The following is a 21,594-nucleotide window of genomic DNA, read 5'->3' on the forward strand; positions in this document are numbered from 1 at the left end:
ACCATGATGATGGTGCGCGTTCCTCTCTACTATCTACTTCTTTTGTATTTGAGTTATGGCTGAAGAAATTCAACGTCCCAAGACCCTCCCAGAAACTATTCTTCATAATTTCCAAGCGCTCAGCATGCCTCAGCGTGTTGGGTTGGTGGTCTTGTTGGCCTTGGGTATTGCCGTCATTCCTGTTTTGGGATTAATGGGGAAAGAGCCAGATATGGGAGTGCTATTTGCCGATTTAGAACGAGAAGATGTGCAGGCCATTGTGGCGAAGCTTGATAGTCAGAAAATTCCGTATGAATTATCAGAGGGTGGTGACACGATTAAAGTTCCGAGTGAACAAGTTCATGAATTGCGGTTGCAAATGGCCTCGAGTGGGTTACCAGAAACCGGTGGTGTGGGTTTTGAAATTTTCGATCGTGTCGGGTTAGGCGTCACCCAATTTGTACAGAAAATGAACTACCGTCGTGCCTTGCAGGGTGAGCTGGCGAGAACGATTTCGCAAATACGTGAAGTCGAACGGACACGGGTACATTTAGTTCTTCCGGAACGTCGATTATTTACTTCTGATAAGCAACCAGCTCAGGCTGCGGTCGTATTGACCTTACGGCGAGGAGCGGCCTTGTCGCAAGGACAAGTACAAGGTGTCACGCATTTGGTATCGAGTAGTGTCGAAGGGCTGACTCCAAGTGATGTCACGGTTGTGGATAGTCATGGGCAAGTGTTGAGTAAGACGGCAGGACAGAAAGATTCGCAATTGACCTCGACGCAAGTGGACATGCAGAGAAATGTCGAGCACGATCTTGAACAGAGAGTGCAGACCATGTTGGATAAGGTCTTAGGTCGAAATAAGTCTGTCGTTCGTGTTTCATCGGAGCTAGATTTTCGTCAAGTAGAAGTGACGGAAGAAACTTATGATCCAGAAAGTCAGGTTGTTCGAAGTGAAAATCGCAGTCAAGAAAAAGTCATAGAAGATTCCGGCCCTTCAGGCGTACCTGGTGTCAGGAGTAATGTGCCGAATGATGGGGACGTGACAGGGGGAAGTGGAAGACCCAAAGAGGCCAAACGTAAAAATGAGGTCCTCAATTATGAAATGAATCGAAAAGTGAGCAAAATTGTTGAACCCACAGGCTCCATTCAACGTTTATCTGTGGCGGTGTTGGTAGATGGGACGTATGTTCCTGTTGAGGGCGCAGATGCTGAAGCGAATGCCGATGAAGCCGAATTGAAGTATGTTCCTCGCTCTGAAGAGGAAATGAGTAAGCTCGTGGATATTGTAAAGAAAGCTGTCGGGTTTTCAGAATCACGTGGTGATGAAATCGAAGTGGTCAATACCCCGTTTGAGGCGACCCCGTTGACGGAAGGTGATGAACACGTTGCGACAGTGGTGCACTCATTCTTGGCGACATGGGGAGGGTTGATCAAGCCCGCGGTCTTTCTGGTACTTGGATTGCTCGTGTTACTACTCGTGGTGCGTCCTATGGTGACGAGTCTCATCACTCCTCCATCTGAACCGGTACCTGTTCCGCAAGTCGGGTTGCCGGCAACCGTCGCCGAATATGAGGCTGAAATTACAGAAACGCCTGAAGAACATGCCATCAAATTAGCTTCGGATAATCCAACAACAGCGGCGCATGTCATCCGTACATGGATAAAGGGGGAGCAGGAAGACAAGGCGGAGAAAGCCTAAGATGGCACTGGTATTGTCTGGCTATGAAAAGGCGGCGATTCTGCTTCTAGCCATTGGTGAGAATGCAGCAGTCGAAGTATTAAAAGTTTTGGATCAAAAGGATATTCGAGCTATTGGTGCGTATTTAGGGGGCATGGTGAATGTTGGGCAAGATGAACACCGCACGGTGTTGCGAGAGTTTGTTCAACAGGCAGGGGCATCAGGTCTTTCTGTTGAAGGAAAGACATATCTTTCTAAAATTCTCAATTCTGCCCTCGGGAAGGATAAGGCCAGACGAATTCTCAGTTCATTGAATACGTCAGAGAATGCAGGATTTGAAACATTAAAATCCATGGATTCTGCCTCCATTGCAAATATGTTGTCGTATGAACATCCTCAAACCGGTGCGCTGATTCTCTCGAACCTCGAGTCGGATCAGTCAGGTCAGGTGCTCGCGCTCTTGCCTAGCCATAAGCGCGATGCCATTGTTTATCGAATGGCAACGACGGAAGAAGTTTCGCCCAATATGCTCGAGGAATTAAACGGTGTGCTTCAAGATGAACTTCGTGCTGGCTCGTCTAAAAATGCCGTGGCTGTTGGGGGAACAGGGTTAGTTGCCGAAATTCTTAATTCCGTCAAACGAAATGTTGAGGGTGAAATCATGGCGGCATTAGAAGAGAAAAATGCGGAAATTGCCGAAGAGATACGCTCCAAAATGTTCGTATTCGAAGATCTTGAGGATGTGGATGATCGGGGTATGCAGGAAGTCTTGCGTGATGTTAGTAAAGAAGAGCTGATCCTGGCGTTAAAAGCCGTTGATGATGGGCTTAAAGAAAAATTCCTGAAGAATATGTCGAGTCGTGCGGCTGAGTCGTTGAAAGAAGATATGGAAAGTCGAGGTCCGGTGAAATTGAGTGATGTCGAATCGGCGCAGCAGAATATTTTGAAAATTGTCCAGAAAATGGCTGCTGAAGGTCGCGTGGTGCTTGGAGGTAAGGGTGAAGAGCAAATGGTCTAAGGTGATCAAATCTGAGAATCAACGACTGGCCGTCCACTCCTTCGAGATGACCGAACTCATACCGATGTTCATGAGGAACATTGGTCAGCATCACGTCTCGAAAGAGGAACAAGAAAAAGTCGAAGAGGTGGAATTGCCACACGATTGCTCGGCTCTTCAAACACAGGCATTTGAAGCAGGACGAGTCGCTGGGATTGAAGAGGGGACACTACAATGTCGTCAAAAAGTCGAACAGGAAACAGAGCGAGCGCTGATGTTGGTTGGGCAGGTTGAAGAGGCAAGGGCGAGGATGTTGCACCAAGCCGAATCAGATTTGGTTGAGTTAGCCTTGGCTATCGCGAAAAAAGTCATTCATCGTGAAGCGTCCACGCATAAGGATATTGTGCTGGAACAAGTTGGTCATATCTTAAAAAATCTTGCAACTTCCAGTGGGGTGTGTCTGTATGTTCATCCTGACGAAGTTGAGTATCTTCAAACCATGCAGTCGCATCTCATGACTCATGATGGGAATAGCCCTGCCATTCGAATTGAAAGTGATCCAGCGATGGAGTTGGGGGGATGTCTTCTTCAAACGGAAGGGCTGTCCATTGATGCTGGCATTGAATCACAGTTAAAAATTATTGGTGAAGCGTTACAGCCACAAAGTGAGTCAGATGAAACTGTCGAGCCTTCTTCCACGTCTTAACGAAACGGATCCGATTACCGTGTATGGACGAGTCGTGAACGCTGTCGGCTTGACGGTGGAAGGGACAGGACCACCAGTCTCTGTGGGACAGAGTTGTCAAATTGTGAAAGAAACTGGAGAACTGCTCACGGAAGGTGAAGTAGTTGGGTTTCGACAGGGTCGTGTGATGCTCATGCCATATGGAGACATGCAAGGCATTCGCGCTGGAGACCGTATTGTCTATGAAGCCAAGGCTTCACACGTTCGAGTCGGACCACGGTCTCTGGGCCGTGTCTTAGATGGGTTGGGTCGTGTGATCGACGGGCGAGGTCCGATTCCTCAGACTGAGACCTATCCGTTAGTGGGACAGATTCCTACGCCATTTGAGCGTGATCGAATTGCCCAACCTATGGATCTCGGTCTTCGGTCGATAAACGCCTTACTGACCTGTGGTGTTGGCCAGAAGCTTGGCATTTTTGCAGGAAGTGGAGTGGGGAAAAGTGTCTTGCTTGGCATGATCAGTCGTCATGCATCAGCTGACGTGAATGTGATTGCGCTAATCGGTGAACGTGGAAGAGAAGTCAAGGAATTTATTGAGCGAGAGCTTGGCTCTGAAGGGTTGCAGCGGTCAGTGGTGATTGCCGCCACCTCTGATCAATCTCCGCTTGTTCGATTACGCGGTGCCTTGCTTGCGACGGCGATTGCAGAATATTTTCGTGATCAGGGGCAGCATGTCCTCCTCATGATGGATTCCGTGACTCGATTAGCCCATGCACAGCGGGAGATTGGGTTGGCCGTCGGAGAACCCCCAACGGCCAAGGGGTACCCGCCATCGGTCTTTAATCTTCTCCCAAAAGTCTTAGAGCGTGTTGGCCCGGCTCGAGGTGGTTCGATTACCGGTTTGTATACGGTCCTCGTCGATGGTGATGATCTGACTGATCCAATTGCCGATGCCGTTCGAGCGATTTTGGATGGACATATCGTGTTAGACCGAAATTTAGCAACTCAAGGTCATTTCCCAGCGGTCAATGTTCTGAGCAGTATTAGTCGTGTGATGTCCGATGTGGTTTCGTCCGAGCACCTTAGTGCAGCCCGGTCGTTTCTTGAAATCATGGCGGTGTATCAAAATTCAGAAGAATTGATCAATCTGGGTGCGTATCAACCGGGTAGCAATGTCAAATTGGATGTGGCGATCACGATGCGTGATCATATTCGTCAGTTTTTAACGCAGCAGCGAGAGAATCGAGTCAGCATAGAGGAAAGCGTTCAAGCGCTCTATGAATTGTTGGAACACGCGAAGCAAGTCTCTTTAGCGCATGCGAGTGAGAAAGGCCGAGCATGAATTGGACCACGTTACTACGATTTCGAAAGCAAGTTGAAGATGTGATTCGAGAAGAAGTGATGTTCGCAGAATTAGAGAAATCACGTGAAGAGGCCAAAACACAACAATTGCGAAATGAGATTGATCATTTGGCTGTGTCCTTAGATCGAAGTCTACAAAACGGAGTAGATACGATATTTGCCGAGCAGCGGTTTCGATGGCTTGATGAAACGGGGGGGCTGTTGGAGAGGCAAGCGAGGAAGATGCAAGAGATTGATCATAAGCTTGGAGAACTGAGGAAACGCTTGCAAACGGCGCATCATGCCCGACGGGTGGTTGAAATTGTTATTGAGAAAAAAGAGGCCGCCTATATGAAAAAACTTGCCAAACAGGAGCAGGCGATGATGGAAGAGGCGACAGCACATAAACATGTGACCATGGCCCGTGAAGGGTGGCTATAAGGAACACGGAGTCTCTCGTTTGTTATTGTTTTAATTTAATAGACAATAGCGTATGGCTGATCTAGGTCTCACTTCACTCAAAACAAATTTCACCTGGTTTCCGGCGAGATCATTTAACTCTCGTTTGAGAACTGATCAGCGAAGTATGGGCAAGAGTGGGAAGAATGACTATGAAAAATCGCCCAGGCTCCTGCGGGAACGTGACAGGACCTACTGGGTTCAAATTTAGACCGTATAGGCAAGAGCAGGAGTAGCGACTATGCAAAATTCGCCCAGGCTCCAGCGGGAACGTGACAGGACCTACTGGATTCAAATTTAGACCGTATAGGCAAGAACAGGAGTAGCGACTATGCAAAATTCGCCCAGGCTCCAGCGGGATCGTGACAGGACCTACTGGGTTCAAATTTAGACCGTATAGGCAAGAGCAGGAGTAGCGACTATGCAAAATTCGCCCAGGCTCCAGCGGGATCGTGACAGGACCTACTGGGTTCAAATTTAGACCGTATAGGCAAGAGCAGGAGTAGCGACTATGCAAAATTCGCCTGGTAGAAAAAAAATGCCGCGTTCTTTAATTCTTCCTTGGTGGGTTGTTGTGATGGTCCTGGGGGGAACTGCGGTAGTTTCGGTTTCCTACTCAGTGGGTGAAGAACATCAAGTGACTGAGGAAACTTCTCAGGAAAATCAAAGCGTTGAATCCATAGAGCCGAATGAAGAAGTCAGCGAAGAAACATCGCTTGTTCAACAACTTCAAAATCGAATTCAGGATCTTGAAGAGCGGGAACAGCGTTTGCAGCAAAAAGAAGCACGATTAGAGGGACTTCAACGTGATGTTGAGGCATTAGCTGAGCGTCAAGCAAAAGAAGCTGAACGATTAAAGAACAAGGCTGCAATACTTGATGGAAAAGAAATTCAAGAACCGAAAGACGATCCGTCATTGGAGCATTTAGTCAAAGTCTATGGGGCTATGGACCCGGAAGAAGCGGCGCTCAGGATTGAGAAAATGGATGAAGGGTTAGCCTTGGAAATTCTCTCTGGAATCAAAAGTAAGAAAGCGGCGGTGGTATTGGCTGGAGTGAATCCTGAAAAAGCGGCAGCGCTTTCACACGGCTTGCGAAATTTTCATAGATCGGCCAAAAAGTAACTGACAATGTGTTTGATGAGTATAGGTATGAAAGAACGATGACAAGTCCATTCCTTCCCATCATTCCGAATCCCCAAGCTGTTACGTTGGGGAATCCAGAGTCAGGAATGAGCGGTTCAGCGATTGAACCTTCCGGGCAAGGTGATGGGCAAGTTACGTTTTCTGATGTGTTGGGTGACACTCAACAGGTGTTGCAGGAGAATGAACAGTCGTCGCTCCTGCCTTTTGAGGACCAGTCGCTCTTCTTTGAACCCATTTTCAATGATCAGGAAATTCTCGATGAACTGGCTTCTCACGGATTGATCCTGACCGAACATCATGGGACGTTTTCGTTTCAGTTAGTATCGGCAGGTTCAGTGAATGGACTACCAATTCAACATTCCTTAGATGTTCTTCAATCCTACAGGAATACGTCTGTGAAGGCTGGCATTCAGGGAGATGGCCAAGCTGTCGTTGAGCAAATTCAAGGCATTCTTAATCGCTTACACAGTCTCGGGTCCACCGCAGGACAGATTGGTTCATCGATACAAGAAAGCATAGTTCGTCAGATTGCAGAGCCAAGCTCTGACTTATCTATTTCTGTCCAAAATCTAGCACGTTTGAATGAGAACGCGGGAGCTGTGTCCCAAGGCGTCGACGGTGGGGAATTGCGGGTGCGACCTCTATTGAATGAACTTTCTCAGTCTGTTCTTGATGCACGTCCTTCTTCTGTCTCTGCGGCTACGGCATTGACCAACCCTAATCTCGATGCTCAACGGCTTGTTCCTACGGTTGAAGGAACCGGTGTGAATCCTCAGACGATTGTAGAAACTCTTACAGGCGGGACACGGCTTCCGGCTTCACACGATGAACTGACTCATGGTCTAACTCGAGTGGAAAGTGAGAGCAAACTGATTGGATCACTTGGTACGTCTCAAGGTACGGAAAGTCAATCAGGGCATTCGGGAACCGGTTTACCGTTTGGTCATCATACCGGTACAGGGCAAGGTCAGTTCTTTGATTCGACCTCCAGTAATCTGATGTCGGCTAGTCAAGGGCAGATGGTTGCCAAAGGTGGAAGCTTTGATGAGCGACTTCAGTTACTGAATACCGCGGTGCCGCACCGTTTACAAATTGATGTGCAATTATCCGAAGCCTCACGAGTACAGGTGGATGTGGGTGTTGCGCAACGACAGGTGTATGCTGGAGTCCTTCTTGATAACCCCGTTCTACGTGCACTGGCGTCCCAAAATGTACAAAGTTTAGAGGATCAGCTTGGACGAGCAGATATGGAATTAGAGGAATTTGAGGTGCATGAAGAGAACCAACACTTAGACGAACAACCTGGGCATGAGAGTTTTAGAGAGGCTGGCAATGAGGGCCGAATCTTAGAAAATGTAGGAAATTCTACAGGCTCACATGAAATGGGCAATCCTCGAATACCCATGCCGCAAGGTCGAGGATGGCATATGGTGGCCTAAGTACACATGTCACAAAGACAACGGTACTCAAGATTATAGTTGATAGAAGGAGAACTGATACATGGATGCAATCACACCACTGTTAGAGACGCCGCCTCGCCCAGTGAATTCCATTACGGCTGAGAATGTTCAAGAATTAGGGCGTGATGTTTTTCTGCGTTTACTTGTATCTCAATTAGAAAGTCAGGATCCCACAAATCCCGTCGAAAATGAAGATTTCATTGCACAGTTGGCACAGTTTACGTCGTTAGAGCAAACCACCAATATCAATGAAAACTTGGAAAGTCTTATTGGTCAAAGTTCCCAACAGTCAAAAATGGATTTAGTGAATCTGATTGGTCGGGAAATCAGCGCGCAAGGGAATGTCCTGTCGTTACCGTCAACAGGAGACGCGACGTTGTCGTATGTCCTAGAAGAAAATGCAAGAACGGTACAGATTGACGTCTTGAATGAAAATGGAGGAGTGATTCGACGATTCAATAATCTCGGTTCGCAAGAGGCTGGTCCTCATCAGATTATCTGGGACGGGAACGATCAGAATGGTGATCGTGTTGAAGCTGGGACGTATAGTTTTCTTCCGAAAGCGATCAATCCAGAGGGTAAAGAAGTACTGGCGACGACGTTCATGCGTGATATCGTCAAAAGTGTGATGATCAGTGAAGAGCAACCCCTCATTACGCTTGGGAGTGGAAAAACATTGTTATCGAATGACATCTTGTCTGTTCAAGCTCTGTAATGCGTTTATATATGAATCATGTTTCATTCTTATCGTAGAAGGAGTTAACGCGTATGGGTATTACCTCAGCATTTTTTACAGCAACGAGTGGGATCAATGCGACAAGTCGAGCCTTGAGTGAAATAGGTAACAATATCGCGAATGCGCAAACGACGGGTTATAAAACTCGAACAGTCTCCTTTGGTGATCTGTTCGGAGCCTCGTTTGGCGGTGGAGGCACGACGAATTCGTTGGTCGAAGGTCGAGGGGTGCGGGTCTTAGGGATTGATCCGAGCTTTAGTCAAGGCTCATTGCAAACGACGCCCAATGCTTTAGATTTGGCCATCGATGGCGACGGATTCTTTCACGTGAAGGACGACAATGGAGATAGTTTTTATACGCGGGCTGGGCAGTTTGGCACTGACGCATTAGGGAACGTTGTGAATCCCTCAGGCCTCATATTGCAAGGCTATCAAGTGGATGATGATGGTGTGATTACGGGTGGGATCGGAGACCTTGTCTTAACTACGACGCAAGAAGTTGGAACGGTGACGTCAGAGGTGAATATGTCGGGAAATCTCAGCGCTGGAGCTGCTATATCAACTTTCGATATTGATGATCCTATCACTACTTCGGCATTTAGTACCGGGTTTGTACTCTACGATTCACTTGGATTTGGTCATGACGTGACCATGTACTTTAACAAGACAGCAAACAATGCTTGGCAATATAATATTGTGGGAAATGCCTCAGAATTTACCGTAGTGCCGGCCTCAACATCTGCTGATGGAAATAGTGAGCTCATAGCAACAGGAACGCTGGGTTTTACGAATGGAGGTTTATTAGATACTGAAGGAGCGGTGACATATTATAATGCAGCGCCAGGAACTGGATTGACCTTCACGAATGGAGCGGCGGATATCGCTGCTGCCGACCTGAGTTATGATTTCGGTACCAGTGTGACGACGAATAGTGGTTCAGGAACTGATGGAATGCTCCAACAGGGAGGGAGTTCTGTGATTCTGACCCAAGATCAAAATGGGTTTGCCAATGGAACCTTAGCTGGCACATCCATTGGAGAAGATGGAGTCCTTTTAGGTCGATTTTCCAATGGAACAACGAGAGCCATTGGCCAAGTGTTGCTCACTCGATTTAGTAATCCTGATGGATTGCAACCAATTGGTCGAAACCTATTTCTGGAAAGTGCCGATTCCGGTGATCCATTAAATGGCCAACCTACGACGGGTGGGTTTGGGCAAATCTTTGCCAATACTCTGGAATCGTCTAACGTTGACCTGGGTGATGAATTGGTGAATATGATCACGATGCAACGAGGGTTTCAAGCCAATGCACGAATCATCACGACGACAGATACGCTCCTTGGAGAACTTGTGAATTTATCACGATAACGGTGATCAGTAAGAAGTGAGACGTTCGAGGAGGGACTCTCCTTTCTTTTGGCGTCTCACTTCTTACGGTGTTTCGGTGATCAGTTTCTGTTTTGAACGCTTATACCTGCCTAGTTCTTGCCTAGACTTATTCTCACTCATCCTCGCAGATTACTTCTGATAGTTTGATATCCATTTGGGTGTTCTATTGCTTTTGTTGTTTTGATCGGTATTTTGAATATGATAGTTGGTAGTCTGAAGGCTATTGCAAGTAATCTTGATGAGGTTTTGTAGCTTCTGAGATTTTGATTAGAGGTGTTCTTGAACACGGTTGTTGAGTATTGAAGCCGAATTGAAGAGCAGTTTACATTGATGTCCCACTCTTCTCGTTGCTTTGATTACAGGTGTTCTTGAACACGGTTGTTGAGTATTGAAGCCGAAGTGAAGAGCAGTTTACATTGATGTCCCACTCTTCTCGTTACTTTGATTACAGGTGTTCTTGAACACGGTTGTTGAGTATTGAAGCCGAAGTGAAGAGCAGTTTACATTGATGTCCCACTCTTCTCGTTACTTTGATTACAGGTGTTCAAGTGTCAGAGATCGCTGCTTTTTGCTGTCGAAATTGACAGATTTGCCTTGTTGAGCCGAGGTATTAAAGGATTATTTTTTGAAAACCCGTATGAGCGTAAAAGGTCTGAAGTGTTATTTAACTATCGTTTCCCATTGAAAACTATCAGTTTTTACTTCTTTCTTGTCGTGTCATCATCACGATTCTGAGAACGAAACATCACTTCTTGAAAATCCTTGGCATGAACGTTGCTGACTTTAGGGAATGGGAAAGTCACAGAAAATAGTCATCTGTTAGTGAGGGGTCGCCATGGCCGAGGACCAAAAAGCTGATGAGTCGGGAGGTGGGGGAGGATCAAGTAAAAAACTGATGATCCTCATTATTCTTGCAATAGCCGTGTTAGGAGCTGGTGGTGGTGCGGCATGGTTTATGATGGGCTCTGGTGAAGAAGAGACACATAAGACTGAAAAAAAACATGAGAAAGATTCCGGTGAAGCACATGGAGATGAGCCTGGACCTATTGTTGAACTTGAACCCTTTGTGTTGAATCTGGCAGATCGAGAAGAGCTACGATATTTAAAGATTTCCATTAAGCTCGAGTTAGACCGTCCTGAAGAACAGACAGATTACCCAGTCAAAGTCCCCGCGATTCGCGATGCGTTATTGGTCTTACTTTCGAGTAAAGATTCTCACTTGCTACGCACGACGAATGGGAAACGTCGGGTCCGAGATGAAATTCTTTCACGTGCAAATGGGGTCATGAATAAAGGCGAGATCTCCAATGTCTTTTTCACAGATTTTGTCATTCAGTAACGAATGGTCACGATGATTCAAGTCGTACGCTATGGATGCTTAAGGGTTGTGTGAGGAGGCCTTGTCGATCTTAATATGTTCCCCTGAATGAGTCATTATGGAAAACATTTTATCTCAGGATGAAGTTGATGCCCTCCTTCGAGGTGTGACGGGTGGGGAAGTCGAAGACTCTTCCCCTGAACCCGAGGAGCCACAAGAAGGTCCTGTTCCATATGATCTCGGAAATCAAGAGTGGATTGTTCGTGGGCGTATGCCCACACTTGACGTGATTCACCAGCAATTTTCACGTCTCTTCAGGTTGTCGTTAGGTGAGGTGTTACGAAAGACGATTGAAGTGACGGTGACCAATCAATCCGTGTTGAAATTCAGTGAATTTACTCGTCGATTACCTGTCCCCGCGTATTTACAAGTGATCTCGATGGAACCATTGCGCGGGTATGCGATGGCCGCGACTGATGCCGCGACCGTGTATTTACTGGTTGATCATTTTTTTGGGGGAGCAGGTCAGACGCATGTCAAACCGGAAGGTCAGGATTTTACGTTAATCGAACAACGTATTATGCGAAAAGTTATGTTGATGGGATTGGCGAATCTAGAAAAGGCATGGGAACCGGTGCATAAAGTGAATATCAAAGCTGTCCGGTCGGAAATGAATCCGCAACTGGCTTCGATCGTCCTTCCATCGGATATTGTCATTGTGATTACAATCGGAATCGAGTTAGGTGACGCTGTCGGTGATCTTCATCTTTGTATTCCCTATGCCATGATGGAACCGCTTCGTGAACGTCTGCAAGTGAGCTTTCAGAGTGATTTTTATGAAGTCGATCAAGGTTGGGTCAATCGATTCTCTGAACGTCTTCGAGAAACGTCGGTGACGATGTCGGTGCATTTAGGATCGACAAGAATCTCGGTTGAAGACTTGATGAACTTTTCGGCAGGCGATGTCATTGTCTTAGAACAACCCACAGATGAACCCCTGATTGGAACAATTGAAGGTGTTCCAAAATTTTATGGATTTCCAGGTACGACCAAAGCGTCGCAATCATTTCAGATTAGATCAATGATCACACCGAAAGAGTAACGTTGATGTCGCATGTTCAGCCACATGTCATAAAAAGGAATTCCTGGTATGAGTGAAGAGAACCCAGAGAGTGAAGAGTCTTTCGATCCAGACATGGATGCAGAAGCGGAAATGGCAAAGGCCATGGCTGAAGCAGAAGCGGCACAAGTGCCGTCATCATCTCCGAGTCCTCCAACGACCGGAGTGATGCCCGCATCAGAAATGGATGAGCATATGGATGCAAGTCTCGATCGAATCCTGGATATACCCTTAGTCATTTCCGCACAACTTGGAAGTGCAAAAATGTTGATCAAAGAGCTTCTTCAATTGGGGCCGGGTTCTGTGGTTGAGTTGGATAAGTTGGCAGGTGAACCGTTGGAAGTCTTAGTCAATGAAAAACTTGTGGCACGGGGTGAAGTGGTCATGGTGAATGAAAAGTTTGGTATCCGATTAACGGATGTGGTGAGCCAAACGGAACGTGTGAATAATCTCTCTTGAACCTTGCGACATCACATAGGCAATTGAACATGTTGATTATGAGGTGCGAACAACACGTCGAGTTGTGGAGAACCGGTAACGAGGTTTTGCATGGATCTAGCTGATCAAGCATTAAAAATGGCAGGGGCTCTCGCAGTCGTCATTACCTTACTTCTTGGTGGTATGTATTTCTTGAAGCGTGTGATGGGTGAATCACCCGGCCATTTGAGTAAGTCGATGCTTCGACTGCTTGGCGGCCTTCGATTAGGTCAAGGCAAGGCGATTATGCTTGTGGAGGTGGCAGGAGAAATCCTCGTGCTCGGGACGACTACACGTGATTTGACATTGTTATCACGGGTGACCAATAAGGATCAGATTGAACAGCTTCGAACGACTTCTAGTAATCCAATTGAGGGGCTTGGACTATCCACTCTAGGCTTGTGGAAACGGGTAAGTCATGTCTCTACTCCGATACAGGATAACCCCGAGCCAGGGACTCGACCGTGCTCGTCTATTTGATGTATTCCCAACTATCACGATGAATGATATCCGAAATATTCTCTCAATCTATCGTAAGCTGAATGTCTCCAAGAGTTTCCTGGGGTTGAGTTGCATTGGAATGATGTCAGTGGGAACGAATGTGTACGCACAGGTCAAGCAAGATCCGCTCTTAAGTTTTCAATTATCGGGGGGAGAGGGGGCCGAACCTTATACGATCGGGATTAAAATTCTTGTTTTGCTCACAGTGCTGTCTTTGGCTCCAGCGCTGTTGACGTTGTTAACCTCTTTCACCCGCTTAGTCATCGTGTTGGGTTTGCTGCGCCAGGCCATGGGTACGATGCATGCACCTCCCAATCAAGTCATCATTGGTCTGGCGTTGTTTATGACCATGTTCATCATGATGCCTGTGTGGGAAGAGATACGTGTTCAGGCCATTAATCCCTATTTAGAGCAGCAAGTCGAACAGGAGGTGGCGATGGAACGAGCGATCGCACCGATTCGAGAGTTTATGCTGCGTCAGGTTCGTGAAAAGGATCTGACGTTATTCGTGGAAATGGCTCAGATCGAAAAACTTGAAGGACCAAAAGATGTCCCCTTGCATGTGCTCATTCCGGCTTTTGTGACCAGTGAACTTCGGACAGCATTTCAAATAGGATTTCTTATTTATGTTCCATTTTTAGTTATCGATATGATCGTGGCGAGCATTCTCATGTCGATGGGGATGATGCTGCTTCCCCCAGTCATGATTTCCTTACCATTTAAACTTGTTTTGTTTGTATTAGCGGATGGCTGGTTTCTCATTATTGGTTCCTTGATGAAGAGTTTTCAATAAACATGTGTCAGCGAGACCGTGTGACGTGTCAGAACTGAAAGATTCGGCCCCGATTCTTTCTTAACCATTCTTAAGACCAACAGAGTTATGACGCCAGAAGGAGTACTTGACATTGGGACATCCGCGATTCAAACGATTCTCCTCGTTGCCGGGCCAATGCTTGGGCTGAGCCTCGTGGTCGGGCTGATGGTCAGTGCGTTTCAAGCGATGACCCAAATTAACGAAGCGACCCTCACGTTCGTGCCGAAAATCGTCACGGTGTTTCTCGTTGTCTTGGTTGGGTTTCCTTGGATTTTACAAACTATTTTAGGGTTCATGTTATCAGTGTGGACGCAAATCCCTGATTTTGCACGGTGAATGTAATGATTTGTTAATGAGAGGAATAGCCAAGATGAAAGATGATGAACGTGAAACCCAAATGACAATTAGAAATGTTCGTGTACCTTCGGCCTGTCGTTCTCATATTGTCCGGCATTGGGTTTGTGATGTTTGATCTGAGATGATCAACTTTGAATTTGCGGTTCAAGAACTCTGGAGTTTTATTGTCGTTCTTGTACGGACGGCCGCTATTTTGTCTGCGTTGCCACTTCTAGGCGGTCGAAATGTTCCCACTCGAATCAAAGTCACGATGGCGGCCGGTATTGCCATTCTTCTCACTCCCATCGTGAAGATTCATTTTGAACCGAACTGGCTGGAGCCACTCACCCTCTTAATGGGGTTGACCGCAGAGTTATTAGTCGGATTCACCTTAGGACTAACCACGCGATTACTCATGGCCTCGGTAGAATTTGCAGGGCAGGTGATGGGGTTTCAAGTGGGTTTCGGGTTTGCTCAAGCTGTGGACCCAGCGACACAACTTCAGACCCCCGTATTTGGACAACTCCTGACCGTCATCGCCACCCTGTTGTATTTCCAACTCGACGGTCATCACCTGATCTTGTTGGCGTTAGGCAGTAGTTTTAACTTAATTCCACCATTTGGAGCTCAGTTACAGGTGCCTCTCATGGTCGACATGATTCAACTCATACAGGAGATGATGTTCACCGGGCTGAAATTAGCCTTCCCGGTGATTGCGGCGACATTTTTGATTCATTTGACGTTGGGAATTTTGGGACGCTTAGTCCCTCAAATGAATGTCTTGATCACAAGTTTTCCCATTACGATTTCTATGGGTCTTCTGGTGTTGGGTTTCGGGCTCCCACTCATGGCGCTGATCCTTCAACAGTCCATACTGGGAATGGAAGCCGTGCTGTGGGATATTCTGAAGGAGTTGGGTCGTGGCTGAAAATAAAGAAGGCCAAGAAAAATCAGAACAACCGAGTGGCAAGCGTCTTGAGGACGCACGCCGCAAGGGGCAAGTGGCCACGACCAAAGAGTTGGCCCCAATTGTTGTTTTGTTCGGTGGCGCTGGCATGATTTCGTTGTGGGCTCCCACAGCGTGGCGACAACTTCAACTGAACAGTCAACAGTGGTTTGAAATGATTGGGACTTATCAGATTACCCCCGAATCTATTCATGACTATGTCCAGATGATTGTGGGGCAAGCCTTCTTGCCGCTTTTGCCGTTTGCATTGATCATTGTGGCTCTTGGCGTGACGGCCTTAGTCATGCAGACCGGTCCTCTGTGGATCGAGAGTGGCTTACAGCCAAAAATATCAAAGCTTAATCCGGTGAATGGACTCAAGAAAATTTTCTCTCTTCGTGGAGTCGTTGAACTGGTTAAGTCGTTGTTGAAAGTTGGATTGATTGCGTCGATTGTCTACGCCATTGTCTCCCCGAATATGAAAACACTCACGCAATTGCAAATTGTCAGTCTTGGAGATTCGTTAACGACGACCTGGGAACTGGCTCTTCAAATTATTTTCTGGGTTGGTGCCGTGATGTTGGTGTTGGCGATTATCGATTTTATCTATCAGCGCTGGCAAACGACCGAAGATTTGAAAATGACGAAGCAAGAGACCAAAGATGAATCGAAAGATGTTGAAGGTGACCCACAAGTTCGTTCTCGACGAATGAGTTTACAACGGGAACGGGCACGACAACGCATGATGCAGGCCGTCCCGCAAGCCGATGTGATTATTACCAACCCGACTCATATTGCCGTGGCGTTACGATATGACTCGGCGACCATGGATTCTCCGTCAGTCGTGGCAAAAGGTGCCGGTGTATTAGCGGAAAATATTAAAAAGATTGCTCGCCATGCGGGTGTGCCCATTATTGAAAATCGTAGTTTGGCTCGCGGACTCTATCGGATGGTGAAAGTGGGAGACGTGATTCCGGGAGATCTCTACCGTGCGGCAGCGGAAGTCTTAGCGTATGTCTATCGGCTGCGACAAGGCCATGACCAGGCCGGATAAGGACAACAATGGCATTTGATAGCAAGTCACTCAAGGAGCAACTGATGCCCTCGCATTACGGGGATATGCTTCTCCCCATTGGGGTGGTGGGTATTCTCCTGATTATGCTATTACCGCTTCCCTCACTCCTCCTGGATTTGTTTCTTTCCTTTAGTCTGGTTATGGCCATTCTAGTGCTCTTGGTGACTATGCATGCCGGTCGTCCAGCAGACTTTTCGGTGTTTCCTGCGGTGCTTCTTCTGGGGACATTATTTCGTCTCGCTCTCAATATTGCCTCAACTCGTGTCATTTTGTTGAATGGTCATGAGGGTACAGAGGCTGCAGGAGAGGTGATCCGTGCATTCGGAGACTTTGTGGTCGGGGGAAACTTTGCAGTCGGGCTCGTCGTTTTTTCTATTCTGGTGATCATTAACTTTGTCGTGATTACCAAAGGTGCAGGACGTATCGCTGAAGTGGCTGCACGATTTACCTTAGATGCCATGCCTGGGCGGCAAATGAGCATTGATGCCGATCTGAATGCCGGGATTATTGATGAAACTGAAGCCAGGAAGCGTCGGGAACTCATCTCACAAGAAGCCGATTTCTATGGATCCATGGATGGGTCAAGTAAGTTTGTTCGAGGCGATGCGGTCGCGGCCTTACTGATTATTTTTATCAATATTGTTGGGGGACTCTCAATTGGAGTGTTGGAGCATGGGATGTCGATCATGCAAGCGGCCCAGACGTTTACGCTGTTAACCGTAGGCGATGCGGTTGTGGCTCAAGTGCCGGCACTCATTATGTCGACGGCTGCCGGTATTATTATTACACGTGTAAGTACCAAGACGAGTTTAGGGCGTGACCTGACTGATCAGATTCTCTTTAACCCACATCTCATTGCCGTTGTATCGGGAATCTTTGTGTTTCTCGGGATTATTCCTGGCCTTCCGCATTTGGCGTTTTTGTCCTTGGGTGGGTTAGCGGGAGGGCTGGCCTATGTTTTATGGCACAAAAAGACGACGGAGGAAGAAACGCCAAAACTCACAACAGCCGACGCCAAAAAACCGCCAACTCCAGAGACCGAATCTATCGAAACGGTGACACCGCCGGACTTACTTGAATTGCATGTGGGATATGGGTTGGTTTCGTTAGTCGATACCGCACAAGGGGGCGAACTTCTTGATCGTGTGCGAGCAATCCGCCGACAAACGGCACAAGATTTGGGTTTCGTCGTTCCATCGGTTCATATTCGAGACAATCTCCAATTAAAACCACATGAATATAGTGTCTTGTTAAAGGGAATACAGGTGGCGAAAGGCGAACTTCTGCCGCGGCATCTTCTTGCAATTAATCCAGGTTCGGCCAAAAAAGGCATAGAGGGGAAACCGGGGAAAGATCCGTGTTTTGGTTTGCCTGCAATATGGATAACTCCTCAAGATAAAGAACGCGCTCAGATGGATGGCTATACGGTTGTTGATGGCGCGGCCGTCATTGCGACACATCTGACAGAAATCATTCGTGCCAGTGGGCATGAAATCCTTGGTCGTCAAGAGGTCCAGAACTTGCTGGATAATCTTGCCAAGGTGTACCCGAAAGTCGTGGATGACCTCATTCCGACTCAAATCTCTTTAGGAGCTGTGGTGAGAATACTCCGTAATCTCTTACGTGAACGTGTTTCAATTCGTGATTTGCGAACGATATTAGAGTCGGTGGCAGATTATGCCTCCCAGACAAAAGATCCAGATTTGTTGACAGAATATGCCCGGCAAAATTTATCTAGAACGATTACGAATCAATATGCCACCCCAGAGGGTATGGTCCATGTCATTAGTTTGGATCCCATGCTGGATCGACGGCTGGTGGAGTCTATCAGTCCGGGACATGGAGGTGTGGCCGGATTTTCGCCATCACTCATGAGCCAATTGATCGAATCGATCAAGAAAGCCATTGAGCGCACCGTGAGTCAAGGATATCAACCCATTGTCTTATGTTCTCAGGCCATACGGAGTTATATGTATAAAATGGTATCTCCTGGTCTACAAACATTAGCGGTCCTTTCGCCAAATGAAATTGATGGGAAAGCTAAAATTCAAGCCATCGAAGTTGTGAGGTTGCCACATGAAGCTGAAACGGTTTGAAGCACTGACATTACAAGGAGCTCTGCAATCTGTTAAAGCTGAGCTGGGTCCGGATGCCGTGATTGTCTCGACGCGTCGCATTCATAAAGGTGGCGGGTTATTTGGATTGTTGAGTCAACCAGTCGTTGAAGTGACGGCAGCGGTCGATCGCGGGAAAAAGCAAAAACTGATCGAAACAGGCATTCTTGACCGGATTCGTCAGACGGAACAATCTATGGATGTCAAAACCGTCAGTCCTCCTCCGCAGAGTGAACCTCTTTCTGCGTCAAAGCCACGAAATACGTTTGAAGATCAGTTGCAAATGGCAACTCTGTTAGATCCCTTTACGGAACAACTCACAGCCGTTCGTGAGGAATTGCAACGATTGCGAGCAGAGCGAGAGGATCCCGAATCGGTTGTAGGACCGCTACGACAAGAACTCGAAGGGCTTCGGATTATTGTCGGAGAAGCTTTGGGAGATCGTATGCGGAAGCAGGTCGATGCCTTACCGGGTGGTTTGACTGTCGAGTATGAACGACTGATCGCGCAAGGGATTCAACCGCCGTTAGCTCATGAATTGTTGCGGGCTGTCGCCGAAACGCTTGGAACATCACGTCTTGACGATCGCGACGCGGTATCAGAGATTTTACGAGAACGGATGGAACAATCGATTTCAGTATCTGGATCACTCCATCCGACTAAAGGTATTCAGCAAGTGGTGATGTTGGTTGGGCCAACGGGAGTGGGGAAGACGACGACGGTGGCTAAGCTTGCCAGTTGGGCGACACAAGCGGAGCAGCCTCGAAAGACCGTACTCATTACGCTCGATACCTATCGTGTCGCTGCAGTTGAACAACTTAGAGTTTTTGCGAAGATCCTGAAAATTCCCTTAGAAGTGGCCATGTCTCCCCGTGATCTTACGGCCTGTATCAATCGGCATCAAGAAGCTGAATTGATTCTCATTGACACCTCGGGACGAAGTCCACGAGATCGCACAGGGCAGGAAGAGCTGAAAGCTATTGCTCAGCAACAACTCAAGATTGAGACTCATTTGGTGTTAGCCGCGCCAACAACCGAATCGGTTCTTCATGATGTGATCCAGCAATATCGAACCATTCCCATTCACCGATTGTTGTTCACCAAACTCGACGAAGTTGCGCACCTCGGAAAATTGTTCAATCTGTTGCACTATACCGGACTACCGCTTTCCTATGTCTCGATGGGACAACGTGTGCCAGAGGATTTAGAAGTCGCCACTGGTAGACGTGTTGTTGATCTGGTAAGTGTTCACCCTCAACAACAGCCTGTGGAACATTCCACAGTGTTAGGAGCTTCTTCGTGATTGATCAGACGCCCCAACCAATGATTCCAAGTATAAAACGTCGACAGCCGCCAGTCGTGGATCAAGCCAGTGGCTTGAGAGCGGTGTTGCAACCTGACCTTCCTCAACATCGTCCGGTACAAGTGGTTGCGGTGAGCTCAGGGAAAGGCGGAGTTGGAAAAACCAATGTGGTAATCAACTTAGCGGTCGCTTGCGCCCGGCAGCGCCGAGAAGTTCTGGTCTTGGATGCAGACTTGGCATTAGGCAATGTTGATATTCTCTTGGGGCTGGCTCCCACGCATACGATTGAAGATGTTCTCAATGGCGATCGGACATTAGAGGATGTCATGGTAAAAGGGCCGGAAGGCATTCGTATTCTGCCTGCTGCTTCAGGCATACAAGAATTATCGAATTTAACGTATGAACAGCAACTATTGCTTCAAACAGGTTTTCTTCAATTGGAACAACCTCCGGATCTGCTCTTCATTGATTGTGCGGCAGGTATATCGGCCAATGTGCTCTATTTTAGCATCGTGGCTCATGACACGCTAATCGTGGTCACTCCAGAGCCGAGTTCTCTCACGGATGCCTATGCGCTCATCAAAGTCCTGTCAACTCGGCATCAACAACGGCGGTTTCGACTTCTGGTGAATATGGTCCGAAAGCCTATGGAAGGTAAAGACGTCTTTCGAAAGTTAAGTTTAGTGACTGATCGGTTTCTCAATGTTTCATTGGATTATGTTGGATGTATTCCTTTTGATGACTGTGTCCCCCTTGCGGTCTCACAACAACGTCCAGTGATTGTGGCTTTTCCGAGATCGACCGCGAGTCGAGCCTTCACCAGAGTTGGTACAGAGGTGGGGCAATGGAAGCAGGAGCATCCTCTGAGAGGAGGATACCAATTGTTTGGGGCCGCGGGTCTTGGTCCGCTACATGAAGAAATGGGGAAAATAGCATGAAGCGTGCAATTGTTGAAAAAACACCAGTGACCACCAAGAAACCTATTCCGTCAAAAATGATATTGGAGGGGGATGAGCGGGAACAACTCATCCAAGACTTTGTGCCGGTCATCAAGTATATGGCGTTACGGTTGGCTATCCGGGTGTCAAGCGGATTGAATGTTGAGGATTTGATCAGTGCTGGCACCGTTGGCTTACTTGACGCAATTACTAAATTTGATCCGTCACGCGAAATTAAGTTTCGAACGTATGCCGAGTTTCGTATTCGAGGGGCGATGTTAGATGAAATTCGTGCCATGGATTGGGTTCCTCGGTCGATGCGGGAGCGTATTGGCAAAATTCAACATGCCGCGAATGAATATACCAAACGGAAAGGTCGTCCACCGACGGAGGCTGAGTTAGCCAATGAATTAGGGATTGAGGCAGAAGAAGTTGATGAGACCCTGTTGCAAGCTAAAGGATCGGTGGTGCTGAGCCTAGAAGATTTGGGAAGTCATGATGATGACTCTCACCCCATTCTGGATGCGTTAGCTGATCGCGATCATCCTAATCCGCTCGAGTCGCTTCTTTCCGAAGATACGAGAAAAGTCTTAGCCGAAGCGATCGACCGTCTTCCAGAGCGGCAGCGTTTGGTGTTGACGCTGTATTATTTTGAAGAATTAACGATGAAGGAAATTGGAGCAACTCTTAGTGTCACCGAGTCCCGTATCTGTCAATTACATGCACAAGCGATGATACGTCTTAAAGCGTATCTTCATAATCGGATGTCGCGGTAATGA

General features: G+C 47.4%; 21 protein-coding genes. All 21 read left to right on the plus strand.

The annotated features are described in order from the left end of the window. Window positions 1–55: 55 nt before the first annotated feature. The 21 genes from fliF to ACWQXP_RS02500 all read left to right on the plus strand — a co-directional run bounded on the left by fliF (window position 56) and on the right by ACWQXP_RS02500 (window position 21,591). Window positions 56–1,684, plus strand: a complete 1,629-nt coding sequence (fliF, locus tag ACWQXP_RS02400) for a flagellar basal-body MS-ring/collar protein FliF (protein WP_454061240.1) — start codon at window positions 56–58, stop codon at window positions 1,682–1,684. 1 nt (window position 1,685) lies between these two features. Continuing rightward, window positions 1,686–2,681, plus strand: a complete 996-nt coding sequence (gene fliG / locus ACWQXP_RS02405; RefSeq protein ID WP_454061241.1) for a flagellar motor switch protein FliG — start codon at window positions 1,686–1,688, stop codon at window positions 2,679–2,681. Beyond that, complete coding sequence (locus ACWQXP_RS02410; protein WP_454061242.1) at window positions 2,662–3,366, plus strand: FliH/SctL family protein; 705 nt, start codon at window positions 2,662–2,664, stop codon at window positions 3,364–3,366. The genes fliG and ACWQXP_RS02410 overlap by 20 nt, the downstream gene beginning before the upstream one ends. After that, window positions 3,335–4,687, plus strand: a complete 1,353-nt coding sequence (locus ACWQXP_RS02415) for a FliI/YscN family ATPase (protein ID WP_454061243.1) — start codon at window positions 3,335–3,337, stop codon at window positions 4,685–4,687. Before ACWQXP_RS02410 ends, ACWQXP_RS02415 begins: the two co-directional genes overlap by 32 nt. Then, window positions 4,684–5,127, plus strand: a complete 444-nt coding sequence (locus ACWQXP_RS02420; RefSeq protein ID WP_454061244.1) for a flagellar FliJ family protein — start codon at window positions 4,684–4,686, stop codon at window positions 5,125–5,127. The genes ACWQXP_RS02415 and ACWQXP_RS02420 overlap by 4 nt, the downstream gene beginning before the upstream one ends. Before the next feature lie 529 nt (window positions 5,128–5,656). Then, window positions 5,657–6,268 carry a hypothetical protein gene (locus tag ACWQXP_RS02425; protein WP_454061245.1) on the plus strand — a complete coding sequence of 204 codons (612 nt, stop codon included), beginning with the start codon at window positions 5,657–5,659 and terminating at the stop codon, window positions 6,266–6,268. A 38-nt stretch (window positions 6,269–6,306) separates the two neighbouring features. After that, a complete protein-coding gene (locus ACWQXP_RS02430; protein ID WP_454061246.1) occupies window positions 6,307–7,728 on the plus strand; it encodes a hypothetical protein in 1,422 nt (473 codons plus the stop codon). 61 nt (window positions 7,729–7,789) lie between these two features. Continuing rightward, a complete protein-coding gene (locus ACWQXP_RS02435) occupies window positions 7,790–8,464 on the plus strand; it encodes a flagellar hook assembly protein FlgD (protein ID WP_454061247.1) in 675 nt (224 codons plus the stop codon). Between the two features lie 53 nt (window positions 8,465–8,517). Further along, window positions 8,518–9,852: a flagellar hook protein FlgE gene (locus tag ACWQXP_RS02440; RefSeq protein WP_454061248.1), complete on the plus strand. Its 1,335-nt coding sequence runs from the start codon at window positions 8,518–8,520 to the stop codon at window positions 9,850–9,852. Window positions 9,853–10,708: 856 nt separating this feature from the next. Then, on the plus strand, window positions 10,709–11,212 hold the full coding sequence (locus tag ACWQXP_RS02445) for a flagellar basal body-associated FliL family protein (protein ID WP_454061249.1): 504 nt from the start codon (window positions 10,709–10,711) through the stop codon (window positions 11,210–11,212). A 97-nt stretch (window positions 11,213–11,309) separates the two neighbouring features. Continuing rightward, window positions 11,310–12,293 (plus strand): flagellar motor switch protein FliM, encoded by a 984-nt coding sequence (fliM, locus tag ACWQXP_RS02450; RefSeq protein WP_454061250.1) that lies wholly within the window; start codon window positions 11,310–11,312, stop codon window positions 12,291–12,293. Window positions 12,294–12,341: 48 nt separating this feature from the next. After that, the gene (gene fliN, locus ACWQXP_RS02455) at window positions 12,342–12,770 is read left to right on the plus strand and encodes a flagellar motor switch protein FliN (protein WP_454061251.1); all 429 of its coding nucleotides are present in this window, start codon (window positions 12,342–12,344) and stop codon (window positions 12,768–12,770) included. A 90-nt stretch (window positions 12,771–12,860) separates the two neighbouring features. After that, the gene (locus tag ACWQXP_RS02460; protein WP_454061252.1) at window positions 12,861–13,268 is read left to right on the plus strand and encodes a flagellar biosynthetic protein FliO; all 408 of its coding nucleotides are present in this window, start codon (window positions 12,861–12,863) and stop codon (window positions 13,266–13,268) included. A 19-nt stretch (window positions 13,269–13,287) separates the two neighbouring features. After that, window positions 13,288–14,082 (plus strand): flagellar type III secretion system pore protein FliP, encoded by a 795-nt coding sequence (fliP, locus tag ACWQXP_RS02465; RefSeq protein ID WP_454061253.1) that lies wholly within the window; start codon window positions 13,288–13,290, stop codon window positions 14,080–14,082. An 87-nt stretch (window positions 14,083–14,169) separates the two neighbouring features. Then, on the plus strand, window positions 14,170–14,439 hold the full coding sequence (gene fliQ, locus ACWQXP_RS02470; protein ID WP_454061254.1) for a flagellar biosynthesis protein FliQ: 270 nt from the start codon (window positions 14,170–14,172) through the stop codon (window positions 14,437–14,439). A gap of 142 nt (window positions 14,440–14,581) precedes the next feature. Continuing rightward, window positions 14,582–15,367, plus strand: coding sequence for a flagellar biosynthetic protein FliR (gene fliR / locus ACWQXP_RS02475; RefSeq protein ID WP_454061255.1), 786 nt, complete (start codon window positions 14,582–14,584; stop codon window positions 15,365–15,367). Further along, entirely contained in the window at window positions 15,360–16,439 is a 1,080-nt protein-coding gene (flhB, locus tag ACWQXP_RS02480; RefSeq protein ID WP_454061256.1) for a flagellar biosynthesis protein FlhB, read from the plus strand. The genes fliR and flhB overlap by 8 nt, the downstream gene beginning before the upstream one ends. Before the next feature lie 44 nt (window positions 16,440–16,483). Further along, complete coding sequence (flhA, locus tag ACWQXP_RS02485) at window positions 16,484–18,556, plus strand: flagellar biosynthesis protein FlhA (RefSeq protein ID WP_454061257.1); 2,073 nt, start codon at window positions 16,484–16,486, stop codon at window positions 18,554–18,556. After that, on the plus strand, window positions 18,537–19,877 hold the full coding sequence (flhF, locus tag ACWQXP_RS02490; RefSeq protein ID WP_454061258.1) for a flagellar biosynthesis protein FlhF: 1,341 nt from the start codon (window positions 18,537–18,539) through the stop codon (window positions 19,875–19,877). The genes flhA and flhF overlap by 20 nt, the downstream gene beginning before the upstream one ends. Continuing rightward, entirely contained in the window at window positions 19,874–20,815 is a 942-nt protein-coding gene (locus ACWQXP_RS02495; RefSeq protein ID WP_454061259.1) for a MinD/ParA family protein, read from the plus strand. Before flhF ends, ACWQXP_RS02495 begins: the two co-directional genes overlap by 4 nt. Continuing rightward, window positions 20,812–21,591 (plus strand): sigma-70 family RNA polymerase sigma factor, encoded by a 780-nt coding sequence (locus tag ACWQXP_RS02500; protein ID WP_454061260.1) that lies wholly within the window; start codon window positions 20,812–20,814, stop codon window positions 21,589–21,591. The genes ACWQXP_RS02495 and ACWQXP_RS02500 overlap by 4 nt, the downstream gene beginning before the upstream one ends. The last annotated feature ends 3 nt before the right edge of the window (window positions 21,592–21,594 follow it).

The organism is Candidatus Nitrospira salsa (assembly GCF_965152625.1).